The organism is Pseudomonas sp. 9.1(2019) (assembly GCF_009910445.1).
GTDB classification, from domain to species: Bacteria; Pseudomonadota; Gammaproteobacteria; order Pseudomonadales; family Pseudomonadaceae; genus Aquipseudomonas; species Aquipseudomonas paraversuta.
The window spans coordinates 388,933-410,353 of sequence record NZ_VBWF01000010.1; the positions used below are offsets into that span (position 1 = coordinate 388,933).

17 protein-coding genes are annotated in these 21,421 nt (G+C 59.5%); 10 read left to right on the forward strand and 7 right to left on the reverse strand.

What is annotated here, in order from left to right:
- Positions 1 to 417: 417 nt before the first annotated feature.
- The gene (locus FEZ21_RS15170) at positions 418 to 2,838 is read left to right on the forward strand and encodes a glucose/quinate/shikimate family membrane-bound PQQ-dependent dehydrogenase (protein WP_160627716.1); all 2,421 of its coding nucleotides are present in this window, start codon (positions 418 to 420) and stop codon (positions 2,836 to 2,838) included.
- 78 nt (positions 2,839 to 2,916) lie between these two features.
- Here FEZ21_RS15170 and FEZ21_RS15175 read toward each other — a convergent pair whose 3' ends face one another.
- Positions 2,917 to 4,464, reverse strand: coding sequence for a TerC family protein (locus FEZ21_RS15175; RefSeq protein WP_003445648.1), 1,548 nt, complete (start codon positions 4,462 to 4,464; stop codon positions 2,917 to 2,919).
- 395 nt (positions 4,465 to 4,859) lie between these two features.
- Between FEZ21_RS15175 and FEZ21_RS15180 the strand changes: the two genes are divergently transcribed.
- Positions 4,860 to 5,315, forward strand: a complete 456-nt coding sequence (locus tag FEZ21_RS15180; protein ID WP_003445651.1) for a GNAT family N-acetyltransferase — start codon at positions 4,860 to 4,862, stop codon at positions 5,313 to 5,315.
- Here FEZ21_RS15180 and FEZ21_RS15185 read toward each other — a convergent pair.
- On the reverse strand, positions 5,296 to 6,189 hold the full coding sequence (locus tag FEZ21_RS15185) for a LysR substrate-binding domain-containing protein (RefSeq protein WP_003445654.1): 894 nt from the start codon (positions 6,187 to 6,189) through the stop codon (positions 5,296 to 5,298). The two genes, FEZ21_RS15180 and FEZ21_RS15185, sit on opposite strands and share 20 nt — an antisense overlap.
- A gap of 157 nt (positions 6,190 to 6,346) precedes the next feature.
- Between FEZ21_RS15185 and FEZ21_RS15190 the strand changes: the two genes are divergently transcribed.
- Entirely contained in the window at positions 6,347 to 7,645 is a 1,299-nt protein-coding gene (locus tag FEZ21_RS15190) for an FAD-binding oxidoreductase (RefSeq protein WP_160627718.1), read from the forward strand.
- A 47-nt stretch (positions 7,646 to 7,692) separates the two neighbouring features.
- Positions 7,693 to 8,781, forward strand: a complete 1,089-nt coding sequence (locus FEZ21_RS15195) for a polyamine ABC transporter substrate-binding protein (RefSeq protein WP_010657020.1) — start codon at positions 7,693 to 7,695, stop codon at positions 8,779 to 8,781.
- A gap of 68 nt (positions 8,782 to 8,849) precedes the next feature.
- Here FEZ21_RS15195 and FEZ21_RS15200 read toward each other — a convergent pair whose 3' ends face one another.
- Together FEZ21_RS15200 and xerC are read right to left on the reverse strand one after the other, a co-directional pair.
- A complete protein-coding gene (locus FEZ21_RS15200) occupies positions 8,850 to 9,062 on the reverse strand; it encodes a PLD nuclease N-terminal domain-containing protein (protein ID WP_003445661.1) in 213 nt (70 codons plus the stop codon).
- 89 nt (positions 9,063 to 9,151) lie between these two features.
- Entirely contained in the window at positions 9,152 to 9,997 is an 846-nt protein-coding gene (xerC, locus tag FEZ21_RS15205; protein WP_003445663.1) for a tyrosine recombinase XerC, read from the reverse strand.
- 1,216 nt (positions 9,998 to 11,213) lie between these two features.
- Here xerC and mgtA point away from each other — a divergent pair.
- From mgtA to FEZ21_RS15230, 4 genes are all read left to right on the forward strand, one after another.
- A complete protein-coding gene (mgtA, locus tag FEZ21_RS15215; RefSeq protein ID WP_160627721.1) occupies positions 11,214 to 13,928 on the forward strand; it encodes a magnesium-translocating P-type ATPase in 2,715 nt (904 codons plus the stop codon).
- Between the two features lie 66 nt (positions 13,929 to 13,994).
- A complete protein-coding gene (locus FEZ21_RS15220) occupies positions 13,995 to 15,659 on the forward strand; it encodes a Na/Pi cotransporter family protein (RefSeq protein ID WP_160627723.1) in 1,665 nt (554 codons plus the stop codon).
- Positions 15,647 to 15,994 (forward strand): SLOG family protein, encoded by a 348-nt coding sequence (locus FEZ21_RS15225; protein WP_160627724.1) that lies wholly within the window; start codon positions 15,647 to 15,649, stop codon positions 15,992 to 15,994. The genes FEZ21_RS15220 and FEZ21_RS15225 overlap by 13 nt, the downstream gene beginning before the upstream one ends.
- 31 nt (positions 15,995 to 16,025) lie before the next feature.
- The gene (locus tag FEZ21_RS15230) at positions 16,026 to 16,751 is read left to right on the forward strand and encodes a hypothetical protein (protein WP_127195369.1); all 726 of its coding nucleotides are present in this window, start codon (positions 16,026 to 16,028) and stop codon (positions 16,749 to 16,751) included.
- Positions 16,752 to 16,761: 10 nt separating this feature from the next.
- Here FEZ21_RS15230 and FEZ21_RS15235 read toward each other — a convergent pair whose 3' ends face one another.
- On the reverse strand, positions 16,762 to 17,394 hold the full coding sequence (locus tag FEZ21_RS15235; protein WP_127195368.1) for a LysE family translocator: 633 nt from the start codon (positions 17,392 to 17,394) through the stop codon (positions 16,762 to 16,764).
- A gap of 147 nt (positions 17,395 to 17,541) precedes the next feature.
- On the opposite strand from FEZ21_RS15235, the gene FEZ21_RS15240 reads away from it, so the two are divergent.
- Together FEZ21_RS15240 and FEZ21_RS15245 are read left to right on the forward strand one after the other, a co-directional pair.
- A complete protein-coding gene (locus tag FEZ21_RS15240; protein WP_160627726.1) occupies positions 17,542 to 18,936 on the forward strand; it encodes a PLP-dependent aminotransferase family protein in 1,395 nt (464 codons plus the stop codon).
- A 125-nt stretch (positions 18,937 to 19,061) separates the two neighbouring features.
- Positions 19,062 to 20,684, forward strand: coding sequence for an acyl-CoA synthetase (locus FEZ21_RS15245; protein WP_160627728.1), 1,623 nt, complete (start codon positions 19,062 to 19,064; stop codon positions 20,682 to 20,684).
- Positions 20,685 to 20,780: 96 nt separating this feature from the next.
- Here the strand turns inward: FEZ21_RS15245 and FEZ21_RS15250 are convergent, their stop codons facing one another.
- Together FEZ21_RS15250 and FEZ21_RS15255 are read right to left on the reverse strand one after the other, a co-directional pair.
- On the reverse strand, positions 20,781 to 21,077 hold the full coding sequence (locus tag FEZ21_RS15250) for a putative quinol monooxygenase (RefSeq protein WP_003445673.1): 297 nt from the start codon (positions 21,075 to 21,077) through the stop codon (positions 20,781 to 20,783).
- Positions 21,078 to 21,103: 26 nt separating this feature from the next.
- Positions 21,104 to 21,340, reverse strand: a complete 237-nt coding sequence (locus FEZ21_RS15255; RefSeq protein WP_010657027.1) for a YdcH family protein — start codon at positions 21,338 to 21,340, stop codon at positions 21,104 to 21,106.
- Between the last annotated feature and the right edge of the window lie 81 nt (positions 21,341 to 21,421).

Here is a 21,421-nt window from a genome sequence, read left to right on the forward strand (position 1 = left end):
GGCGCGCTGTACCTGCTGCCTGTGCTCCAGTTGCGTAACTGCTGCACGCTGCGCCGCCAGTGCTTCGCGCATCCGGGCATCGATGATGCCTGCGATGCATGGCCATCAACCTCTGCCCCGCCGCTACCTGCATCCCCGGCTCCCGCGAGAGAGGCGCCGAGGTCAGGATCGGAAAGCGCTCGCCACTGGCTTGCTGCGGTTTGCGCGGACAATTTGTCGCAGGGCGTGTTTTTTTGTTAAAGTTACGGAACTAACCGTTTAGTACATAGCTATCTATGACTTCTGCCGGTTGTCTCGCCCTGCTCCATAAGGCACCAGGCGCTGCAAAGGCTTCCCCAGCCACTCTGTAATGGAAACAGCTATACCTAATAGGCTGCTCCCACCTCAATCGCTCATGCATCAGTAGGGTCATGCACCATGAATAATTCTCAACCTTCGGCCTCCGTGAGCCGCTGGCCCGTTTGGGTCGCAGCCCTCGGCGTGCTGGTTTTCGGATTGCTGTTCGTCGCCGGCGGCGGCTATCTCGCCACCCTTGGTGGCAGCCTGTATTTCCTGCTGGCCGGTCTCGGAATGATTGCCGCGTCGGTATTAATGTTCAAACAACGCCTTTCAGGCGTCTGGCTGTTCGCTGCCGTGATGGTTGCGTCGATTGTCTGGGCCCTGCTGGATGCCGGGCTGGTGTTCTGGCCGCTGGTTTCGCGCCTGTTCGCCCTGGCCGTGCTGAGCCTGGTGGTGGCGCTGGCTTACCCTTCTCTGCGCAAGGCCAACGGCCTGAGCGGGAACGGGGGTTACGCGCTGGGCGCGTTGCTGGCTGTGGCCATCGCTGGCGGTTTCTGGGGCATGTTTCTACCCCACGCCACGGTGTCGGCTACCGGCGACGGCCCGGGCCTGACCAAGGTCGACCCGGCCAATGCCCAGAAAGACTGGGCACACTACGGTAATGACGAAGGTGGCAGCCGCTTTGCCGCACTGGACCAGATCAACCGCAGTAACGTTGCCGATCTGGTACCCGCCTGGACTTACCAGACCGGCGACGTGGCGATCAGCGACGGCAATGGCGCAGAAGACCAGCTGACCCCGTTGCAAGTGGGCGACAAGGTGTTTATCTGCACCCCGCACAACAACCTCATCGCTCTGGATGCCGATACCGGTAAAGAGCTGTGGAAGAACAACATCGATGCCAAATCGGCTGTCTGGCAACGTTGCCGGGGCCTGGCGTACTTCGATGCCAGCGCACCGGTTGCCCAGCCGACTGATGGCAGCACCCCTGCCGTGCCAGTGGCTGTTGCCCCCGGCGCTGCCTGCCAGCGTCGCCTGCTCACCAACACCATCGATGCGCGCCTGATCGCGGTGGATGCTGACACCGGCAAGTTCTGCCAGGACTTCGGCACCAATGGCCAGGTTGATCTGAAAGCCGGTCTGGGCAATGTGCCTGACTCCTTTTACCAGCTGTCGTCGGCACCGTTGATGGCAGGTACCACAGTGGTGGTTGGCGGCCGGGTTGCCGATAACGTGCAAACCGACATGCCTGGCGGCGTGATCCGCGGCTTTGACGTAATCACCGGCGCCATGCGCTGGGCGTTCGACCCTGGCAATCCGCAAGACAAACAGGCTCCGGCAGAGGGTCAGACCTACGTTCGCAGCACGCCCAACAGCTGGGCGCCGATGTCCTATGACCCGCTGATGAACACCATCTTCTTGCCGATGGGCAGTTCGTCCACCGACATCTACGGTGTTGAACGCACGGCTCTGGACCACAAGTACGGCGCTTCGGTGCTGGCACTCAACGCCTCGACCGGTGATGAAAAGTGGGTCTATCAGACCGTTCATAACGATCTGTGGGACTTCGACTTGCCCATGCAGCCGACCCTGATCGACTTTGCCAAGCCTGACGGCAGCAAGGTCCCGGCGCTGGTGATCGGCACCAAGGCCGGCCAGATTTTTGTTCTGGATCGCCACACCGGCCAGCCACTGACCAAAGTTGAAGAAGTAGCGGTCAAAGCCTCCAACATTCCGAACGAGCCCTACTCGCTGACCCAGCCGAAATCGGTGGGCATGCCGCAGATTGGTGCGCAAAAACTGACTGAGTCGGACATGTGGGGCGCAACCCCGTTCGATCAGATGCTGTGCCGCATTTCGTTCAAGAAAATGCGTTACGACGGCCTGTTTACCGCACCTGGTACCGATGTGTCGCTGAGCTTCCCGGGCTCACTGGGGGGCATGAACTGGGGCGGTCTGTCGACTGATCCGGTGCACGGCTTTATTTTCGTCAACGACATGCGTCTGGGCCTGTGGATCCAGATGGTGCCGCAGAAAAAAGAAGCGGTGGCCAACTCCGGCGGCGAAGCACTGAATACCGGCATGGGCGCAGTACCGCTCAAAGGCACGCCGTATGCAGTGAACAAGAACCGCTTCCTGTCCATCGCCGGCATCCCTTGCCAGGCTCCGCCGTTCGGCACCCTGACTGCCATCGACATGAAGACCCAGAAAATTGCCTGGCAAGTACCGGTCGGCACTGTTCAGGACACTGGCCCGCTGGGGGTCAAGATGCACCTGCCATTGCCAATCGGCATGCCTACCCTGGGCGGTACGCTGTCCACCCAGGGCGGTCTGATTTTCATCGCGGGGACTCAGGACTATTACCTGCGCGCCTTCAACTCGGCCAATGGTGAAGAGGCCTGGAAGGCCCGCTTGCCAGTCGGCAGCCAGGGCGGCCCGATGACCTTTGTGTCGCCTAAAACCGGCAAGCAGTACGTTGTCATCACCGCCAGTGGCGCACGCCAGTCAGCCGATCGCGGTGACTACGTGATCGCTTACGCGTTGCCTGACAAAGAGTAAAACAGCCCTGTAGGGGCGCGCTTGCCCGCGAGTCTTTCGCAACAGCGAAGAACTCGCGAGCAAGTTCGCTCCTACAGATTACGCTTTGCTAAGCAGCACCCTGGTCACCCGCCGCTCTTCAACCTCCATCACCCTCAGGTTCCACCCTTCCCAGGTCAGGCTGTCGCCAATCACAGGCAGACGGTCCAGCAAACTCATGACCATTCCAGCCAGTGTTTGATAGTCATCCGTGGCCTTGGCCGGGAAACCGGTGTGCAGGGCTATCTGACTCAGATTCAAGGCGCCGCTCACTAAGTAACCATCCCCTTGGACCACAATGTTCGGGCCTTCGATTTCACTGGCGTCAGGCAACTCGCCGGCAATCGATTCCAGAATATCGGTCATGGTCAGCAGGCCGGTGAAGTCACCGAACTCGTTGATCACGAAAGCGATGTGGGTGGACTCTTTGCGCATCTGCTCCAGAGCATTGAGGATCGAGAAACTGTCCAGCAAGTTGATGGTCTTGCGGGCCATGGCTTCCAGATCGGGTTGATGGCCGGCCAACAACTCTTTCAACAGCTCCTTCTTGTGCACAAAGCCCAATGGCTCATCGATGCGGCCTGCCCTGATCACCGGCAACCTGGAGTAGGACGAATGCATCAGTTTTGCGCGAATGCTCTCGGCCGAATCTGCCAGATCGATGTGATCAATCTCCGTGCGCGGGGTCATGACTGTGCGTATGGGCCGCTCCGCCAGTTGCAGAACACCACTGATCATGACCCGCTCGCGACGGTGGAACACCTCTTCGCTGGCGCCGCCTTCCAGCATGTCCGCAATTTCCTCACCGACTTCGTCGGCACTCAGGGTACGCCCGCCCAGCAAACGCATCACGGCATGGGCGGTGCGCTCACGCATCGGGCGCACACCTTGCAGGCTGCGTTTACGTTGCGCGCGGGCAATCTGGTTGAAGACCTCGATCAAGATCGAGAAGCCGATGGCAGCGTACAGATAGCCCTTGGGAATGTGGAAGCCCAGGCCTTCAGCGGTAAGGCTGAAACCGATCATCATCAAAAAGCCCAGACACAGCATGATCACGGTCGGGTGACTGTTGACGAAGCGGGTCAGCGGCTTGCTGGCAATGATCATCAGGCCAATGGAGATCACCACCGCGATCATCATCACGGACAAATGCTCGACCATGCCCACCGCGGTAATCACCGCATCCAGCGAGAACACCGCGTCCAGCACCACAATCTGCGCCACGATCGGCCAGAACATGGCATACACAGCGTTGGATGAACGCTCTGCGACATGCCCCTCGAGCCGTTCATGCAGCTCCATGGTGGCTTTGAACAACAGGAACAGACCACCGAACAGCATGATCAGGTCGCGCCCCGAAAAGGATTTTTCAAACACTTCGAACAGGGGCTCGGTCAGCGTCACCATCCACGAGATGCTGGCCAGCAGGCCCAGGCGCATCAATAGCGCCAGGGTCAGACCAATGACCCGGGCGCGGTCGCGCTGCTCGGGCGGCAACTTGTCCGCCAGGATGGCAATAAACACCAGGTTGTCGATGCCTAGCACCAACTCCAGCACAATCAAGGTCAGCAGGCCTAGCCAGGCCGTAGGATCAGCAATCCATTCCATAATGCTTACGCGCGCTCTTGAGGGGTTGGGGATGATGAGAATGCTGCGCCCGGGTCGATCCTCTGGCAGGCAGTGGCCACAGGAAATTCAGCACAGACAGGCAAGCGCAAGACACGGGATGTACCGGTCAGGCTGGAAACGCTGGAGAGATGAGATAAACGATCAGCAACAGAGGCTGAAAACAAACGGGTTGCTGACAGAAAGCAGCAACTGGGAGGCTCCATCAGGGTGTTCATATAAACCTTTAGTAAATTGGGGATGCAATCCTACAGCGCAATCAGAGTTTTCTGAGCAACAGACTTATTACAAAATTTGACTGAGCTATCAAGAGCGGCCGACGTCGGCAGCAAGGTCTAAAGTAGTTCGCCAATACCATCGCAACGGATAAATCAATTATGAGCGTTCTGGTTCGAGCTGCCCGTGCCGAAGATGCAGCGGCCATCAGCAAGGTGGTGATCGCTGCACTTCGCCAGTCCAATGCCCTGGACTACCCGCCCGACGTCATCGCCCGGGTGGAGCAAAGCTTTGCGGCCCCACAGATCCTGGGCTTGATCATCCAGCGTCAAGTCTATGTGGCAATTCTTGATGGGGCCGTGGTCGCAACGGCAAGCCTGGACCAGCAGGTAATTCGCAGTGTATTCGTCGCTCCCGGCCACCAGGGCACGGGAATCGGCAAGCAGCTTATGGCCAGAATCGAATCCGTTGCAGGGCAGCACGGCCTGCAAGAGTTAAGGGTGCCCTCTTCGATCACCGCCGAAGGTTTTTACGCCCGCCTGGGTTTTGAAAAAATCCGCGACGAATTCCACGGTGCCGAACGCACCGTCATCATGCTCAAGCACCTGGCACCCTAGCCTGTTGCGCCTGCTCCGCGAACCACTGCAGCACCCGGGAACAGGCCGGGTGTCCGGCCGCCAGGGGCTGTGGGCACAACGAGTAATTGCCGCCGGTTTTCAATGGCTCGCCAAACGGAATCACCAGCACCCCGCGCTGGATCGACTCATCGGCCAGGGTCATGTCCGTCACTGCGACCCCAAGCCCCCGGGCCGCAGCATCCAGTGCCAGCTCATCGAGGTTGAACGGGATGTGACGATAGCTCTCCAGGGGGTTGCCGTGATTGGCTGACAGCCAGTCGATCCACGCCTGCTTGTCGGCCGAACGGTGCAGCAACGGGAAACCTGCCAGGTCATCCATTGACGTCAGCGGCCCCAGATCCGGGGAGCAAACCGGCACCAGTGCCTCATCGAACAGCACCAGACAGGCCGGGTCAGCGCGGGGCTCCGGCAGATAGAGGATGTAGGCATCACTGTCGCTGGCGGGCTCAACGATCTCGGTGGCAACGGTTTCGATCGACAGGGCTATGTCCGGATGCTGCAGGTAGAAGTCACTGAGCTTGGGCAGTAACCAGCGCACGGCCAGGGAGACGTGCATGCGGATACGAAACGGACGCTTTTGCGGTGAAAGCCGGTCTTCCAGCGCCCGCAACTGCGCAAGAATGGTGCGCGCGCTGCCCAGCACCTCTTCGCCTTCAGCCGTCAGGTGCACGCTGCGACTGTTTCTGGCGAACAGCGGTACACCGAAATGCCCTTCCAGTTGCTGGATCTTGCGACTGACTGCGCTCTGGGTCAGACACAGCGCCTGCGCCGCTAGGGTGAAGCTGCCCGAATCGGCAACTGCAACCAGCGCCTGCAGGCCCTGTAGAGACGGTACGTGGCTAATTGTATCCATGCTTTTTTGGAATCGATCAATGAATTTATAACGTTGGTTATATCACCCTGTTCGTCATAAATTCCAGCTATAGAGGGCGCCACCTGATATCAGCCATGCGATTTGCGCATGTATTCACCCAAGCAGGAGGCGCCGCAACCGTTGAATGAGGTGTTACGTGAAAAATCAATGTGGCTGGATTGCCCTGGCAGGAACCTCCCCGGGCCGCGATCACCTCAAGGGGCCGGAAAAAGCTGACTGGCTGATTATTGGCGCCGGTATCACCGGGCTCAGTGCCGCCCATTCCCTGGCAGAAATGTACCCTGAGGCGCGTATCGTCGTGGTCGATCGGCAGCGCGCAGCCCAGGGGGCCTCAGCGCGCAACTCCGGCTACGCGGTGTCCCACGAAAACCCCGGCGATGATGAGCTGATCGGCCACAGCGGCTTCGCCGGTTTTGAGGTCGACTCTGCAATCGGCTGCGCCGCCGGCGAAGAAGTACGCAAGCGCATCAGCCGCCACGGCATTGAGTGCGAATACCGCGATTCGGGTTACTACTTCGCGGTCAATGATCCCGCCAAGCTGACCCACATCGAAGCCAAGCTCAAAACCCTCAGTGCCGTGGGGGCCTCGGCACAGTTTCTGGAGGGCGGACAACTCGCCCAAAAACTGGGGACCCGTCACTATCGAGCGGCGATCTGGTGCGGTAATGGCAACGCTCTGCTGCAGCCGGCGAAGTACGTCAAAGGCCTGCTGGATGCTCTGCCAGCCAATGTCAGCGTATTCGAGAACACCGAGATCAGCGGCCTCGAACCCGTGCGCGGCGGCGTGCGTGCCATTGGCACCCAAGGCAGCATCGAGGCCGGACAGGTTCTGGTGTGCCTCAACGCTTTCATTCCGCGCGCCGGGATCGACAACAGCGCCACCTTCCCCATGGAACTCAGCGCCAGCCTGACCCGCCCCCTGACAGACCGGGAATACGCGGCCATCGGCAGCGTCGAGCCCTGGGGTGTACTTTCCACGCGCCCCCTCGGCGCAACTGTGCGCCTGACTCCGGACCGCCGGGTGATGATTCGCAACACCGCCGAATACCGCACCAAAGACCTGTCCGACAGCGATTTGATACAGCGGCGCAAACACCACGCGCTGGGCTTGCAACGACGCTTCCCGGGGCTCACCGAACAAGACATTGACTACACCTGGACCGGCCATCTGAGCGCCACACGCAGCGGCCAGCCTTATTTCGCCAAGGTCCAGGAACGGGTGTTTGCCGTCGCCGGCTGCAATGGCTCCGGCGTGGCACGCGGCACCCTGTGGGGCCGGTTGCTGGCGGAAATGGCCAGTGGCGCCAGCTCCCCGCTGTTGCAGTCAGTCATGGACCGGGCACGGCCGGGCTGGCTACCGCCGCGCCCGTTCTTCGACATCGGCGCCGTGTTGCGCATGCGCGTGGAAGCGGTCAGGGCCAGAACCGAAATCTGATGCACTGTGACGAAAAAAATAAAAGCTCCTCGAAAAGGTGATTGAACATGCACATCAACACGATTTCCCTGGCGGTCATGCTGGCCGCGTTTTCGGCAGCCAGCTACGCAGACGAGACAGTCAATATCTCCAACTGGAACGGCTATATCGCGGATGACACCCTGCCCTCGTTTACCAGGCAAACGGGGGTCAAGACGACTTACGATATCCACGACAGCAACGAAGTGCTGGAGTCCAAGTTGATGACCGGCAACACCGGTTATGACGTGGTCAGCCCGTCCAACCACTTCCTGTCCCGGCTGATCAAGGCGGGGGCCATACAAAAGCTCGACCGCAGCCAGTTGCCCAACTGGAAAAACCTCGACCCGGTGCTGATGAAAAAGCTCGAGGTGAACGACCCGGGCAACCAGTACGGCTTCCCCTACATGTGGGGTACTGCAGGCATCGGCTATAACGTGGACAAGATCAAGCAGATCTTCGGCACCACCGATGTCACGCAGTCCTGGAGCCTGTTTTTTGATGAAAACAACATCAAGAAGCTGAGCCAGTGCGGCGTCGCAATCATCGACAACCCGACCCAGGTGCTACCTGTCACCCTTAACTATCTAGGCCTGCCGCACCACAGCCATGACCCGCAAGACTACAAGAAAGCCGAACAGGCTCTGCTGAAAATCCGGCCTTACGTTCAGTACTTTCACGCATCGAAGTACATCAGCGATCTGGCCAACGGCAATATCTGTGCAGTGATAGGTTTTAACGGCGATGTGGTGCAGGCAGCCGCCAGTGCCAAGGAAGCCAGGAACGGGATCAACATCGCTTACTCGGTCCCCAGGGAAGGCTCCACCTTGTGGATGGACATGGTGGTCATGCCCAAAAGCGCGCCCCATGAAAAGAACGCCTACACCTACATGAACTACCTGCTCACGCCCCAGGTGATTGCCGATATCAGCAACAACATCCACTACGCCAACCCCAACCTTGCAGCGGATGCCTATCTCTCGTCAGAGGTGAAACAGGACCCTGCCATCTATCCGTCAAAAGAAGTGATAGACACACTGTTCACGGTCGAGGACCTGCCGGCCAAAATTGCCCGGCTCACCACGCGCCTGTGGACCAAGCTGAAGACCAATACCTGAGTCGGCAAGCCCCCTGCAGGAGCGAGTTTGCTCCTGCAGCTTGGGGTTATTCATAGCGCTCTTGCGGCTCACCTCGAGACCGAAGACGAATCCCTTCTGTGCTTTTTCGACCCGGCCACCAGCCACGCCAGCATGCCGAATAATGGCACGAAGATAATGACCGCCACCCACATCAGCCGACTGCTTGCAGGGGCTGCGCTTTTAAGCACGCGGCTGATGGTCCAGAACTCGATCAGCAGCAGGATAATGGCCAGTACGACCCAAATTTGCTCGATTTGCATGCATCACCTCCCAGGTTGTAAAGCTTTAGGTGGGGGCATGCCGCGAGGGTTCATTGTTTTTTCAGTGCTGCGGGCCTGGGCGTTGCCAGTCACAACATAAAGCGGTCAGTCACATTGCGCCGCTCATTGTCATCGCGCACGTCATAGCTGACGGTGGTCGCAATGTTGGCGTGGTGGGCCAGTTTTTGCGCAATGGAAACGTCGTACTCTTCGATCACCCGGGTGATGAATGAACGGCGAAAGTCATGGGGCATGATGTCGACCCCGACCTGCCGGCCGCGCTGTTTGGCGATGTAGTAAATCGCATGCTTGGTAAGGCGCTCGCGGGTGATGTGATTGCCGCGACGAATCCGGTTGAACAAGAAGTCGTCGTCACTGGCTCCGTCCGGCAGGTTGTCCCGTCGAAACGCCAGCCACTGCTCGAGCTTTTCAAAGGCCCAGGCCGGAGCGAACTTGATCAGCTCCTTGTTGCCTTTACCCACCACCCGCAGGCTGCGCTCCTCAACATTCACCTGCCACAGGTCCATGTTCACCGATTCCGACTTGCGCATCCCCGAGCCATACAAAATTGCAATGATCGCCGCATCCCTCAAGCCCTGGGGGCGCGGGTCGGCAGCACAGACATCCATCAGTTCACGAATCAGAGTACGGCGTAGATTACGGCCCTTGGTCAGACGCGAACCACCTCCCGCCTTTACCGCACGGATCTTCAACAAATGATCCTGGGTGATCAGGCTTTGCTGCCAGGCCTGATTCATCACGCCGCGGATGGCATTCACGTACAGCGAGGAGGTATTGGGCGCATAGCCATCTGCGCGCAATGCAGACACCAGCGCGGTGATATGCCCCGGCTGCAGTTGATGCCACGGAAACTCATCGATGGCGACATCCTCAGCCCCCAGGCGATCCGCCGCCTCCTGCAATACATAACGCATGGTCTGACGGCTCGATGGCGCAAGACGCGCAAGGTAAAGCGCAACAGGCGTTTGAACCTGAGTTAATGCAATGGCTGAAACCTGCGTTGCTGCGGGGTCAATAGTCGACAAAACCAATCTCGATACGGGGCTGAAACAGCCCCTAATATAACCCAAACCTATAGATTGTCCGTGCAGTTATAGCGTTTAGGTGATGGCAGCACCATTGGGCAGCAGCCGCTGCTACAGCCCGGATGCAACCCGTGCTTTTGAACTTCAATGCCTTACATGGCGTTTGCTGACAGCACACTTCGGCGCCCCACTCTTCGGCTATTGAGTTTTATTATTGTCATATTCAAGCGGTGACTGTTTTTAATACACTTTCCCGTTTCTGAACATTGGCTGTACCGCCCTTACTTGTGCCTGTTTAACCTTGACATGAGTTACCTGACTGAGTAGATTGCGCAGGCCGAATTACTTCGGTCTTTTTTAAACCTCACAAAAGAAGCCAATGGACACAGTATCTAGACGCTGTCCGGTCACCGCGAATGCGGAGCTCCGGGCAATTAACCAAGACATTGACAGGACTCGCCTGCACGGCGGGGTCAATTGCGCTAGAGCCTGACGCTCCAACGTAACGACCTCCCCGGCATCAGTCCGGTCACGAGGTGTGTTATGACCTTTAAAACCTTTGTACTACCTGGCGTCCGCGCCTTTAGCTCGAGCATGCGGGTCAAGCTCTGCCGTGAGCCTGCTTTTGCTCGGCAATCCCCCTTCTCCACTGCCGTTCCCGGCGCAAAACCTGTGCACCGCCAGGTGCATTGGCGGGTCAGCCCCGGCACGGGGCAACTGGAACAGCGCTGGAGCATCAACGAATCCCAGGACCCTCCGTGTTGTGGCCCCGTTCGCCTGCTTGCCCGCGCCCCGAGTTTCTACACAGCCGCTCGCGCCGGATAAGCACGGTTTAATCGAGCGCAGAACCTTCTGCAAAGAAAGTTCTGCCATCGATTAACTTCCGCCTGATAAACATCGTTATCTGACTGCTGTTCTTTATGAACCAGATTGGAAGTTTCCTGTTGCCCGCTAATTAATAGCGCTGTTGTAGCGAAACATACAACTGCACCTAAAACTTATTTAAACCGATCGCCGACTTTCGCACCGGACGACTGCTGCTTGCCTTCAGAAAGACAAGTCGCATGTATGTCCGGATTAAAACAGGCGACAGGAGCAGCCCCCTATGAGCGCATTGAAAACCCCCAAAGCACTGGATAAAAACAGCGCTGCAGACCGTGCAAAACTGTCCATGCGTGCCGCACGTGAAGCACAGAACGGACTGTCGGCGACCCTGGCGAACGTCAAGGCCACCACCGACGGCCTGACCCTGCTCGAGGCCTCGAAACGCCTGCAACTGGAGGGTTACAACGAGGTGGCCCACGACAAGCCGCCCCATGCGATCGTGCAGTTCCTGCTGGCACTGCATAACCCTTTCATTTACGTCCTGCTGACCCTGGCGGTGATCAGCTTTTTCACCGACTACTGGATTCCGCTGCGTGACGGTGAAGAAAGCGACCTGACCAAAGTCATCATCATCGGGTTGATGGTCGGCCTCAGCAGCGTGCTGCGGTTCTGGCAGGAGCACCGCTCGGCCAAATCCGCCGAAGCGCTCAAGGCCATGGTCCGCACCACAGCCACCGTACTGCGCCGCGAAAAGGACGGTGCCAGGCCCCGGGTGCTTGAAATCCCGATGCGCAATCTGGTGGCCGGCGATATCGTGCAACTGTCCGCCGGAGACATGATCCCCGCGGACATTCGCCTGATTGAATCCCGCGATCTGTTTATCAGCCAGGCCGTACTCACGGGCGAAGCTTTACCCGTGGAGAAATACGACACCCTGGGAGACGTCACACAAAAGTCCGCCTCCGGCATGGCAGCCGACCAGAGCAACCTGCTGGACCTGCCCAACATCTGCTTCATGGGCACCAACGTAGTAAGCGGTACAGCCCGCGCCGTGGTGGTTGCCACCGGCCCCCGGACCTATTTTGGTTCGCTGGCCAAAGCCATCGTCGGCTCGCGTTCGCAAACGGCATTCGATCGGGGAGTCAACAGCGTCAGCTGGCTGCTGATCCGCTTCATGCTGGTCATGGTGCCCATTGTGTTTTTCCTCAACGGGTTCTCCAAGGGCGACTGGGGCGATGCCTTAATGTTTGCCCTGGCAGTGGCGGTCGGCCTGACCCCGGAAATGCTGCCAATGATTGTCAGCGCCAACCTGGCCAAGGGCGCCACCGCCATGGCCAAACGCAAAGTGGTGGTCAAGCGCCTGAATGCGATCCAGAACCTCGGTTCGATGGATGTGTTGTGCACCGACAAGACCGGCACCCTGACCCAGGATCACATCATCCTTGAGCACCACGTGGACGCCACCGGCAAGCGCGATGAATCGGTATTGGCCCTGGCCTGGCTCAACAGCCATCACCAAAGTGGCGTGCGCAACCTGATGGATCAGGCGGTGGTGCAGTTCTCTACACAGGATCCAAAGTTCAAAGTGCCGTTTGCCTACCGCAAGGTCGATGAACTGCCTTTCGACTTCGTCCGCCGACGCCTGACGGTCGTGGTCAAGGACAAACGGGGTGACCACCTGCTGGTATGTAAAGGCGCAGTAGAGGAAATGCTCGCCATCTGCACCCATGTCATGGAAGGCACCGCCAGCGTTGCGCTGGATCCGCTGCGCCGCCAGCAGTTGCTGGAGCTGGCCAGCGGCTACAACGAAGACGGCTTCCGGGTACTGCTGGTTGCCACCCGTGAAATTCCCAAGGCCCAGTCACAAAAGCAATACACCACTGGCGATGAGCGGGATCTGGTCATCCGCGGCTTGCTCACCTTCCTCGACCCGCCAAAAGAAACCGCCGGCCCGGCGATTGCCGCGCTGCAGGCGATAGGGGTAGCAGTAAAAGTACTGACCGGCGATAACGCCACAGTCACCGGTAAAATCTGCCGCCAGGTGGGACTGGAGCCAGGCTCGCCGTTGCTCGGTCCTGAAATAGAGGCCATGGACGACGCCACGCTGCAACTGGAGGTGGAGCAGCGCACGGTGTTCGCCAAGCTCACTCCGCTGCAGAAGTCCCGGGTGCTCAAGGCACTGCAGGCCAATGGTCACACGGTCGGCTTTCTCGGCGACGGGATTAACGATGCACCGGCCCTGCGCGATGCGGACGTGGGCATTTCGGTGGACAGCGGCACGGACATCGCCAAAGAGTCGGCCGACATCATCCTCCTGGAAAAGAGCCTGATGGTGCTGGAAGAAGGCGTGCTCAAAGGCCGCGAAACCTTCGGCAATATCATGAAGTACCTGAACATGACCGCCAGCTCCAACTTCGGCAACGTGTTCTCGGTACTGGTGGCGAGTGCCTTCATCCCTTTCCTGCCGATGCTGTCGATCCACCTGCTGCTGCAGAATCTGATGTACGACATCTCCCAGCTGGCGCTGCCCTGGGACAAGATGGACAAGGAGTACCTGCAAAAACCGCGCAAGTGGGATGCGAAAAACATCGGCCGGTTCATGATCTGGATCGGGCCGACCTCGTCGATCTTTGACATCACCACCTTTGCCCTGATGTGGTACGTGTTCTCGGCCAACAGCGTGGAAATGCAGACCCTGTTCCAGTCCGGCTGGTTCATCGAGGGCCTGCTCTCGCAAACCCTGGTGGTGCACATGCTGCGCACCCGAAAAATCCCCTTCATCCAGAGCACTGCCGCATGGCCGGTGATCATGATGACCCTGATTGTCATTGTGCTGGGCATCTACGTGCCGTTCTCGCCGCTGGGCACCATGGTCGGCCTTGAGCCGCTGCCGCTGTCGTACTTCCCCTGGCTGGTGGCCACCCTGTTCAGCTACTGCTGCGTTGCACAGTTGATGAAGACCCTCTACATCCGCCGCTTCAAGCAGTGGTTCTGAGCTGAATCTGCGGGCGCCGGTGTGGCGCCCGCAAAACAATGAATGTTTGTTATGTGGAGATTCCTCATGTCGGGAACCACTCTGTTACTCAACCTCGCGGGGGCCATAGCCCTGTTGCTGTGGGGCACCCATATGATTTCAACGGCGCTGCTGCGCGGGTTTGGTACCCAGCTGCGTAACTGGATGGGGCGCAACCTGAACAATCGCTGGATGGCGCTGATTTCCGGAATCGGTATTACTGGCGTACTGCAGAGCAGTACCGCCGTCAGCCTGATGGCAACCTCGTTTACCGCCGCCGGCACCCTGGGCCTGGCGCCAGCCCTGGCCGTGATGCTGGGAGCGAACATCGGTTCGACCCTGGTGGTGCAACTGCTTAGTTTCGACACTTCACTGGCGATGCCGGTGATACTGCTGGTGGGTTTTGTGGTGTTTCGCCTGCGCGATGACTCACGCTTTGAAAGCATCGGCTGCGCGCTGATCGGACTGGGGCTGATGCTCCTGGCGCTGAGTCTGCTCAGCGCCAGCCTGGGTCATATGGAAGCCACGTCGGTGTTCCGCGCGCTCATGCAAAGCCTTGAGGGCGACCTGGTCACCGCGGTGCTGGTCGCAGTCCTGCTGACCTGGATCTGCCACTCCAGCGTGGCAGTGGTGTTGCTCATTGCCTCCATGGCCGGTGCCGGCATGATGACCCCGGTGACGGCGCTGGCCTTGATGCTGGGTGCCAACATAGGTGGTGCCTTGCCCTCGGTGTTCAGTGCCGGCTCCCCGGTGGCGCGGCGCCTGCCCGTGGGCAACTTGCTGATTCGTTTGTTCGGCAGCCTGCTGTTGCTGCCGTGCCTGCCACTGATTGCCGCACAGCTGGGCCGAACCGATATCGGCCCGGCCCAGCTGGTGGTGTATCTGCATAGCGCATTCAACATCGCCCTGGCGCTGCTGTTTATCGGGCTGACCGAACCCATGGCGCGCCTGCTGAGCCGACTGTTTGCCGAGCAGCAGAGCCCGGTGGATCCCGGCATGCCGCAATACCTCGATGAAGCCGGGCTGGAAGTGGCCAATATCGGGCTGTCCAACGCCGTACGCGAAGCCCTGCGCCTGGCGGACATGGCCTCGCTGATGCTCAGCCAGGTGCTGCAACTGTTCGAGAAGCCCGATCAGGCCGCCTTCGCCAAAGTCCGCCAGCTGGATCACTCGGTGGACCTGCTGAGTGCCGCCATTCGTGCCTACCTGGCGGATATAGGCCATGACGGGCTGAGCGATCATGACGCCGACCGCGCCCAGGAGATCCTGATGTTCGTGATCAACCTCGAACATGCCGGCGACATCCTCAACAACCTGGCGCAACTGGCCATCCGCAGAACCCGCCGTGGCGAGCACTTTTCCAGCTTCGAGCTGCGCCATATCCAGGCCATGCACCAGGCCCTGCAGGAGAGCCTGAACCTGGCAGTGACCGCCTTCATGGGCGAAGACGTGCTGGCAGCCAACACCCTGGTCAGCCACAAGGACACCGTGCGCAAGCTGGAGGCCAGGGCCAGTCGCGAGCATTTTCGTAAATTGCAGAATGACAAAACGGCCTGGGCCGAGTCCGGGGATATTTTCCAGCGCGTGCTGCGCGACTATCGGCGGGTTCATCACCATATTGCCGCCCTCGGCTACCCGGTGCTGGAGCGCTGCGCAGAACTCAACGGCTTCGTCGACCACAACTCCAGGGACACTGACCCGTGCGCCTCTTGATCTGTGCCGGGCGCCATTACGCCGACACCCTGATGTGCCTGCGCGTACTGGATGCCTACCAGGCCATCAATGGCGTGAGCGTGCTGATTCACGGCGCCAGTCCGTATCTGGGCAGCGCCGTGGAGGACTGGGCGCGCGAGGCGGGAGTCGATGTGGTGCGCTACCCGCCGAACTGGAAGATGTTCGGCAAGCAGGCCGAGCGCCGGCGCAATCAATTCATGCTCACGGACAGTCGCCCGGACGTGGTCATTGCCCTGCCCGGGGGAGATGACACCTGTGCGCTGATCAGCCGGGCCAGAGCGGCCGGCATTCATGTTGTAACGGTTAACAACTGACCTTTATCGATTCCACTCAGGAGTTTTACCCATGACTGAAGTATCCCGTTCAGCAGCCGTTCGCCATTGGGTCGGCGCTTCGATGAGCATCGCCCTGACCCTTGGCCTGGTCTCCAAAACCTGTGCGTCCGGTGGTTCATACGTGGTCGACGACGGCGCAATCAACAGCCCCGGCGAATGCAACATCGACGCCTGGTTCACCAGCAACCGTCACCACAGCGCCACCCACAATGCAGTCATTTCCCAGGGCTGTACTTCGCACAACCTGCCCTGGCTGCAATGGGGAGGCGCCATAGAGCAAGGTCACAGCAACGACGGCACCGCCCGACAGTTGAGCCCGCAACTCAAGGCGCAGCTGTATTCAAGTCTGGACCAGAGCCTGGAACTGGCGCTATCGGGTGAGGCCCGCTTTGCGCTGAACCGGGCCCACAGCTATGACGGCACCGATCTCAATCTGCCGCTCACCTGGCAACCTTTCGCGCCCCTGCGACTCAATCTTAACGGCGGCTGGAGCCATGCCTGGAACGACGGCAAGCAGAGCCACCGACTGACCTGGGGTAGCGGCTTTGAATATGCCGTTACCAACTCGCTGACCCTGATTGGCGAACGCTACGGCGAAGAAGGCGGCGAGCAGTCCTGGCAGACAGGTCCCAGGTTCCACATAGGCTCTGCCGTGGATCTGGACCTGGTGCTCGGTCGCACCCTGAACCGCGACCGCGACCGCTGGCTGACCACCGGGGCTACCCTGCGTTTCTGAGGCTCAGCCGCTAAAACCCCCGGGCCAACAGAATGGCCACCCCCAACAGCATGATGGCTGTGGCCCGTTGCAACAGAACTTGTCGCGACGGGCTTTGCAGCACCCGCCGCACCCGCTGGCCGAAGTAGCAATACAGGCAGCCGCTGGTGAACTGCAACAGTAAGAACACCAGCCCCAGTACCGCCAGATCCAGCGCCCGGGTGGCACTGCCCTGCCCGGCAAACTGCGGGAACACGGCACTGAACATGACAATGGTTTTGGGGTTGGCAAAGCCGGTGAGCAGCCCCTTGGCGAAACGCCCCCTGAAGCTGCTGTCCAGGGACTCGGCAGGACGCTCCAGCAACAGTGCCCGACTGTTCCATTGCCGATAGGCCAGATACAGCAAATAGGCCACGCCGATACATTGAATGACGCGACTGATCAGGGGATTGCCCTTGACCAGCTCGGCAAATCCGACGGCAAAAATCAGGATCGACACCAGATACGCTGCGCTGGCGCCAAGCTGCACCGGCATTGAGCGCTTCAAGCCTTGCTGCATGCCGAAGCCCATCAACAGTAAGGTCATGGGCCCGGGACTAAAGGTCATGGTGGCGCAGAAAAACAGAAAGTAGAGGAAGGACGCGAGTGTCAGTTGTGTGGCCATTATCTTTATCAGATCCCGAAACCATTGCTCGAACACCTGCGAGCGGTTCCGCAGTTTAGGTGGCGCAGCCCGGCATGGGCAGATCAAGCCCCGACCAACTTGACCGTACTTTACTGGTAGCATGACCGGTAAAGTACGAGGTCATTGATGCCTATCCCCACGATTGAATTCCAGCCCGGCACTCCCAAAGTCCAGCAGATTGTCGAAGCCCTGAACCAGGCCATTACCCAAGGTCGCCTGAACCCGGGGGCCAGACTGCCCTCCGCCAGGGAAATGGCCCTGAGCTGGGGCGTCAGTAAATTCACCCTGATTGAGGCTCTCGATCGCTTGCGTGGACAGGGCCGGATCACTTCAAGCCAGGGCCTTGGCTACTTTGTCGCGGCCAGGGCTGCGGCTGCAGAACGGGCGAGCGCGCTTGATCTGTTGCCGCAAGACCTGACCAGTGTCCTGCGCCGCTCATTGACCGGCGCCAGCGGCGCCATGCGCCCTGGCAGCGGGCATCTGCCTGAAAGCTGGCTGGAGCCCAGCGCCATGCGTACCCACCTGCGCCAGCTCAGCCGCTCGCCGGGGCTGCGCCTCACCGGCTATGGCGATCCGGCGGGTTACCTGCCATTGCGTCTGGCACTCCAGCAAAAACTGCTGGGCCAGGGCCTGGACGTTGCCGTCGAGCAGATCATCACCACCGCCAACACCGTGCAGGCACTGGACATGTTGTTGCGCTTGCGGGTGCGTCCCGGCGATACGGTGCTGCTGGACATGCCCTGCTACTTCAACTTCCACGCCAATCTGGCGTTGCACGGGGCACGGGTCGTGACCCTTGAGCGCACTCCCCAGGGGCTGGATCTGCAAGCGCTGGAGCAGCTGTTTGAACAGCACCGGCCGAGCCTGTATCTGACCACAGGCCTGCTGCATAACCCCACCGGCCATTCCTTTTCTCCGGCCCAGGCCTACGGCTTGCTGGAGCTGGCCAAGCGTCATGACTGCCATATCATCGAGGACGATCTGTACGGCGACTGGCACCCTGACCCGCCTCCGCGGCTCGCGGCCCTGGCCGGGATCGAACACGTCACCTACCTCAGCGGCTTTTCCAAAACCCTGAGTGCCAATCTGCGGGTGAGCTATGTTGTGACCTCGGCGCAGGCAGCCGCCAACCTGACCCATCTGAAACTGATGTGCGGTGGTATCACCTCGGAAATGTTCGAACAGGTCGTCTGTTCGATGCTCACTGACGGCACCTATCACAAACACCGCAAGCGGGTGATGCAAGGTCTGCTGGCCAGCGGTGCGCGGGTGGCCAGCTGGTTGCAAGGCCTGGGGTTCACCCTCAATGCACCTTACACCGGGGGCCTGTATATCTGGGCCACGCTCCCCGCCGCACGGGACGCCGCAACCCTGGCCCAGGAGGCGCTCGCCCGGGATCTGGTGCTGGCGCCGGGCATCCTGTTCGGCTTTGACCCCGCACTGCGCCACTGCATGCGTTTTAACGTGGCCCACACCGACAAGCCCGAGGTAATGGCTGCCATGGCAGCGCTGCTGGATTAGCCCGGGGCCATTGCTTCCCTATGCCACACCGAGTGAGCTATAAGTCAGGCCGGACATAAAACTGTCCCGCCCACCGATGGGCGCGGGCAGCCAAAGAGCTAACAATCAGCCACCGGAAGACCTTCATGTCGATTTTTGAGCAAGGCCTTGAGCCCAATGCTGTCAACCATATTGCCCTGTCGCCGTTGAGCTTTATCGAACGCACAGCCAGTGTCTACCCGGACTACCCCGCCGTGATCCACGGCTCGATTCGCCGCACCTGGCTGCAGACTTACCAGCGCTGCCGGCGTCTGGCCAGTGCGCTGGCCGCTCGCGGGATTGGCAAGGGCGATACCGTGGCGGTGATGTTGCCCAATATCCCGGCCATGCTCGAAGCCCACTTTGCGGTGCCCATGCTCGGCGCAGTGCTCAATGCACTTAACGTACGCCTCGACGCCGAAGCCATTGCCTTCATGCTGGCCCACGGCGAAGCCAGGGTGTTGATTGCCGACCGTGAACTCCATGCCGTGATCCATGCTGCCGTGGCCATGCTTGATCATCCACCGCTGATCATCGACGTGGATGACCCGCAATACGGCGAAGGCCAGCCGGTCAGCACACTGGATTACGAGGCGCTGCTGACCGAGGGCGACCCTGACCACCCGTGGCAATGGCCGGCAGATGAGTGGCAGGCGATCGCGCTCAACTACACCTCCGGCACCACGGGCAACCCCAAAGGCGTGGTCTATCACCACCGCGGGGCCTACCTTAACTCCCTGGGCAACCAGATGGTCTGGGCCATCGGCAATCACCCGGTGTATCTATGGACCTTGCCGATGTTCCACTGCAACGGCTGGTGCTACCCGTGGATCATCACGGCCCTGGCCGGCGTGCACGTGTTCCTGCGCCGGGTTGATCCGCAACGAATTCTCAGTCTGATCCAGGAGCATCAGGTCACCCATATGTGCGGCGCGCCGATTGTGCTCAATGCCCTGACCAACCTGCCGCTATCCGCCAGGGTTGCCATCGATCATCCGGTGAGTGTGATGGTCGCGGGTGCAGCGCCACCGGCCCAAGTGATAGGTGCGGTGGAAGAAATGGGCATCAAAGTCACCCACGTGTATGGCCTGACCGAAGTCTATGGCCCGGTGACCATTTGCGCCTGGCATGAGCAATGGGATGCCCGGCCGCTGGCCGAGCGTGCGCAGATCAAATCCCGCCAGGGGGTACGCTATCCGACGCTGGAAGGGGTAATGGTTGCCGATCCGAAAACCCTGGTACCGACCCCGCGGGACGGAGAAACCATGGGTGAGATATTCATGCGTGGCAACACCGTTATGAAGGGTTACCTGAAGAACCCCAGTGCCACCGCGCAAGCCTTTGAGGGGGGCTGGTTCCATACCGGGGATTTGGCCGTGTGCCACCCGGATGGCTACATGGAGATTCGTGACCGGCTCAAAGACATCATCATTTCGGGTGGCGAAAACATCTCGACCATCGAAGTTGAAGGCGTGCTTTATCGTCATCCCGGGGTACTGGAAGCGGCGGTGGTCGCCCGCCCGGATGAAAAGTGGGGCGAAACGCCCTGTGCCTTTATCACCCTCAAGGATGACCACCAGCAGGTGCTCGAGCTGGATATCATTGCTTTTTGTCGCCAGCACCTGGCGGGATTCAAAGTGCCGCGCACGGTAGTGTTTACCCTGCTGCCCAAGACCTCGACCGGCAAGGTCCAGAAATACCTGTTACGCGACATGGCCAAGGCCCTGTAGTCGCTGCCGAGGGACTTAACAAGCTTGCACAAGCCCGACATGAAAACGGCGGCCTGTTCAGGGCCGCCGCTTGATGCTGCTGTGTTGATCCCTGTCTCAGATACTCAACTCGTCCAGCAACAGCACTTCACGATGCTCGATCAAGTCAGCAACAGCTTTGCCCATCGCCAGGTAATGCGCTGTGGTTTTGTGGTGCTCAATGGCCGCCATGTCCTTCCAGCCTTCGATGAATACAAAACGCTCGGGATTGGAGCGGTCTACATGCAGGTCATAGAAAAGACAACCGGCTTCAGCCCGTGATCCGGCCACACATGCACTCAGCGCCTGTTTAACAGCCGGCCCATGACCAGGCTTGGCACTTAAGGTGGCAACAATTTTGATAATTCTGGACATATACGATTCCTGCAGCTTGCGGTGACTTAAACGTTCAGTAGTTGGACAATTTTGTCTTTGATCTGGAGCCTTTGCTCCTTGAGTTTCTTCAAGACCTCATCCGGGACACCAATGGCCTCCCCGGCCTCCGCTTCAATGACCTCGGCATCCTTCTCGCCATATTGCACAAACAACTGGTTCAGATGAGCGTTTTCGCTGCGACACTTGCTGACAGCCTCTTTAGTGAGTCCCAAGTCTTGCAACAAATCGTGTTTGACTGGCATATCTGCACCTCTTAGACGTTTCGGTGACGATTCCAGACTCTTTAAATGAGTCCGCTCAAGGGGCTCAAGCCAACACCCCCA

Bases quoted from the DNA above. Each gene is read 5' to 3' on its own strand.
- FEZ21_RS15170 (WP_160627716.1), top strand. From the start codon at position 418: ATGAATAATTCTCAACCTTCGGCCTCCGTGAGCCGCTGGCCCGTTTGG.
- FEZ21_RS15175 (WP_003445648.1), bottom strand. From the start codon at position 4,464: ATGGAATGGATTGCTGATCCTACGGCCTGGCTAGGCCTGCTGACCTTG.
- FEZ21_RS15180 (WP_003445651.1), top strand. From the start codon at position 4,860: ATGAGCGTTCTGGTTCGAGCTGCCCGTGCCGAAGATGCAGCGGCCATC.
- FEZ21_RS15185 (WP_003445654.1), bottom strand. From the start codon at position 6,189: ATGGATACAATTAGCCACGTACCGTCTCTACAGGGCCTGCAGGCGCTG.
- FEZ21_RS15195 (WP_010657020.1), top strand. From the start codon at position 7,693: ATGCACATCAACACGATTTCCCTGGCGGTCATGCTGGCCGCGTTTTCG.
- FEZ21_RS15200 (WP_003445661.1), bottom strand. From the start codon at position 9,062: ATGCAAATCGAGCAAATTTGGGTCGTACTGGCCATTATCCTGCTGCTG.
- xerC (WP_003445663.1), bottom strand. From the start codon at position 9,997: ATGCGTTATGTATTGCAGGAGGCGGCGGATCGCCTGGGGGCTGAGGAT.
- mgtA (WP_160627721.1), top strand. From the start codon at position 11,214: ATGAGCGCATTGAAAACCCCCAAAGCACTGGATAAAAACAGCGCTGCA.
- FEZ21_RS15220 (WP_160627723.1), top strand. From the start codon at position 13,995: ATGTCGGGAACCACTCTGTTACTCAACCTCGCGGGGGCCATAGCCCTG.
- FEZ21_RS15230 (WP_127195369.1), top strand. From the start codon at position 16,026: ATGACTGAAGTATCCCGTTCAGCAGCCGTTCGCCATTGGGTCGGCGCT.
- FEZ21_RS15235 (WP_127195368.1), bottom strand. From the start codon at position 17,394: ATGGCCACACAACTGACACTCGCGTCCTTCCTCTACTTTCTGTTTTTC.
- FEZ21_RS15240 (WP_160627726.1), top strand. From the start codon at position 17,542: ATGCCTATCCCCACGATTGAATTCCAGCCCGGCACTCCCAAAGTCCAG.
- FEZ21_RS15245 (WP_160627728.1), top strand. From the start codon at position 19,062: ATGTCGATTTTTGAGCAAGGCCTTGAGCCCAATGCTGTCAACCATATT.
- FEZ21_RS15250 (WP_003445673.1), bottom strand. From the start codon at position 21,077: ATGTCCAGAATTATCAAAATTGTTGCCACCTTAAGTGCCAAGCCTGGT.
- FEZ21_RS15255 (WP_010657027.1), bottom strand. From the start codon at position 21,340: ATGCCAGTCAAACACGATTTGTTGCAAGACTTGGGACTCACTAAAGAG.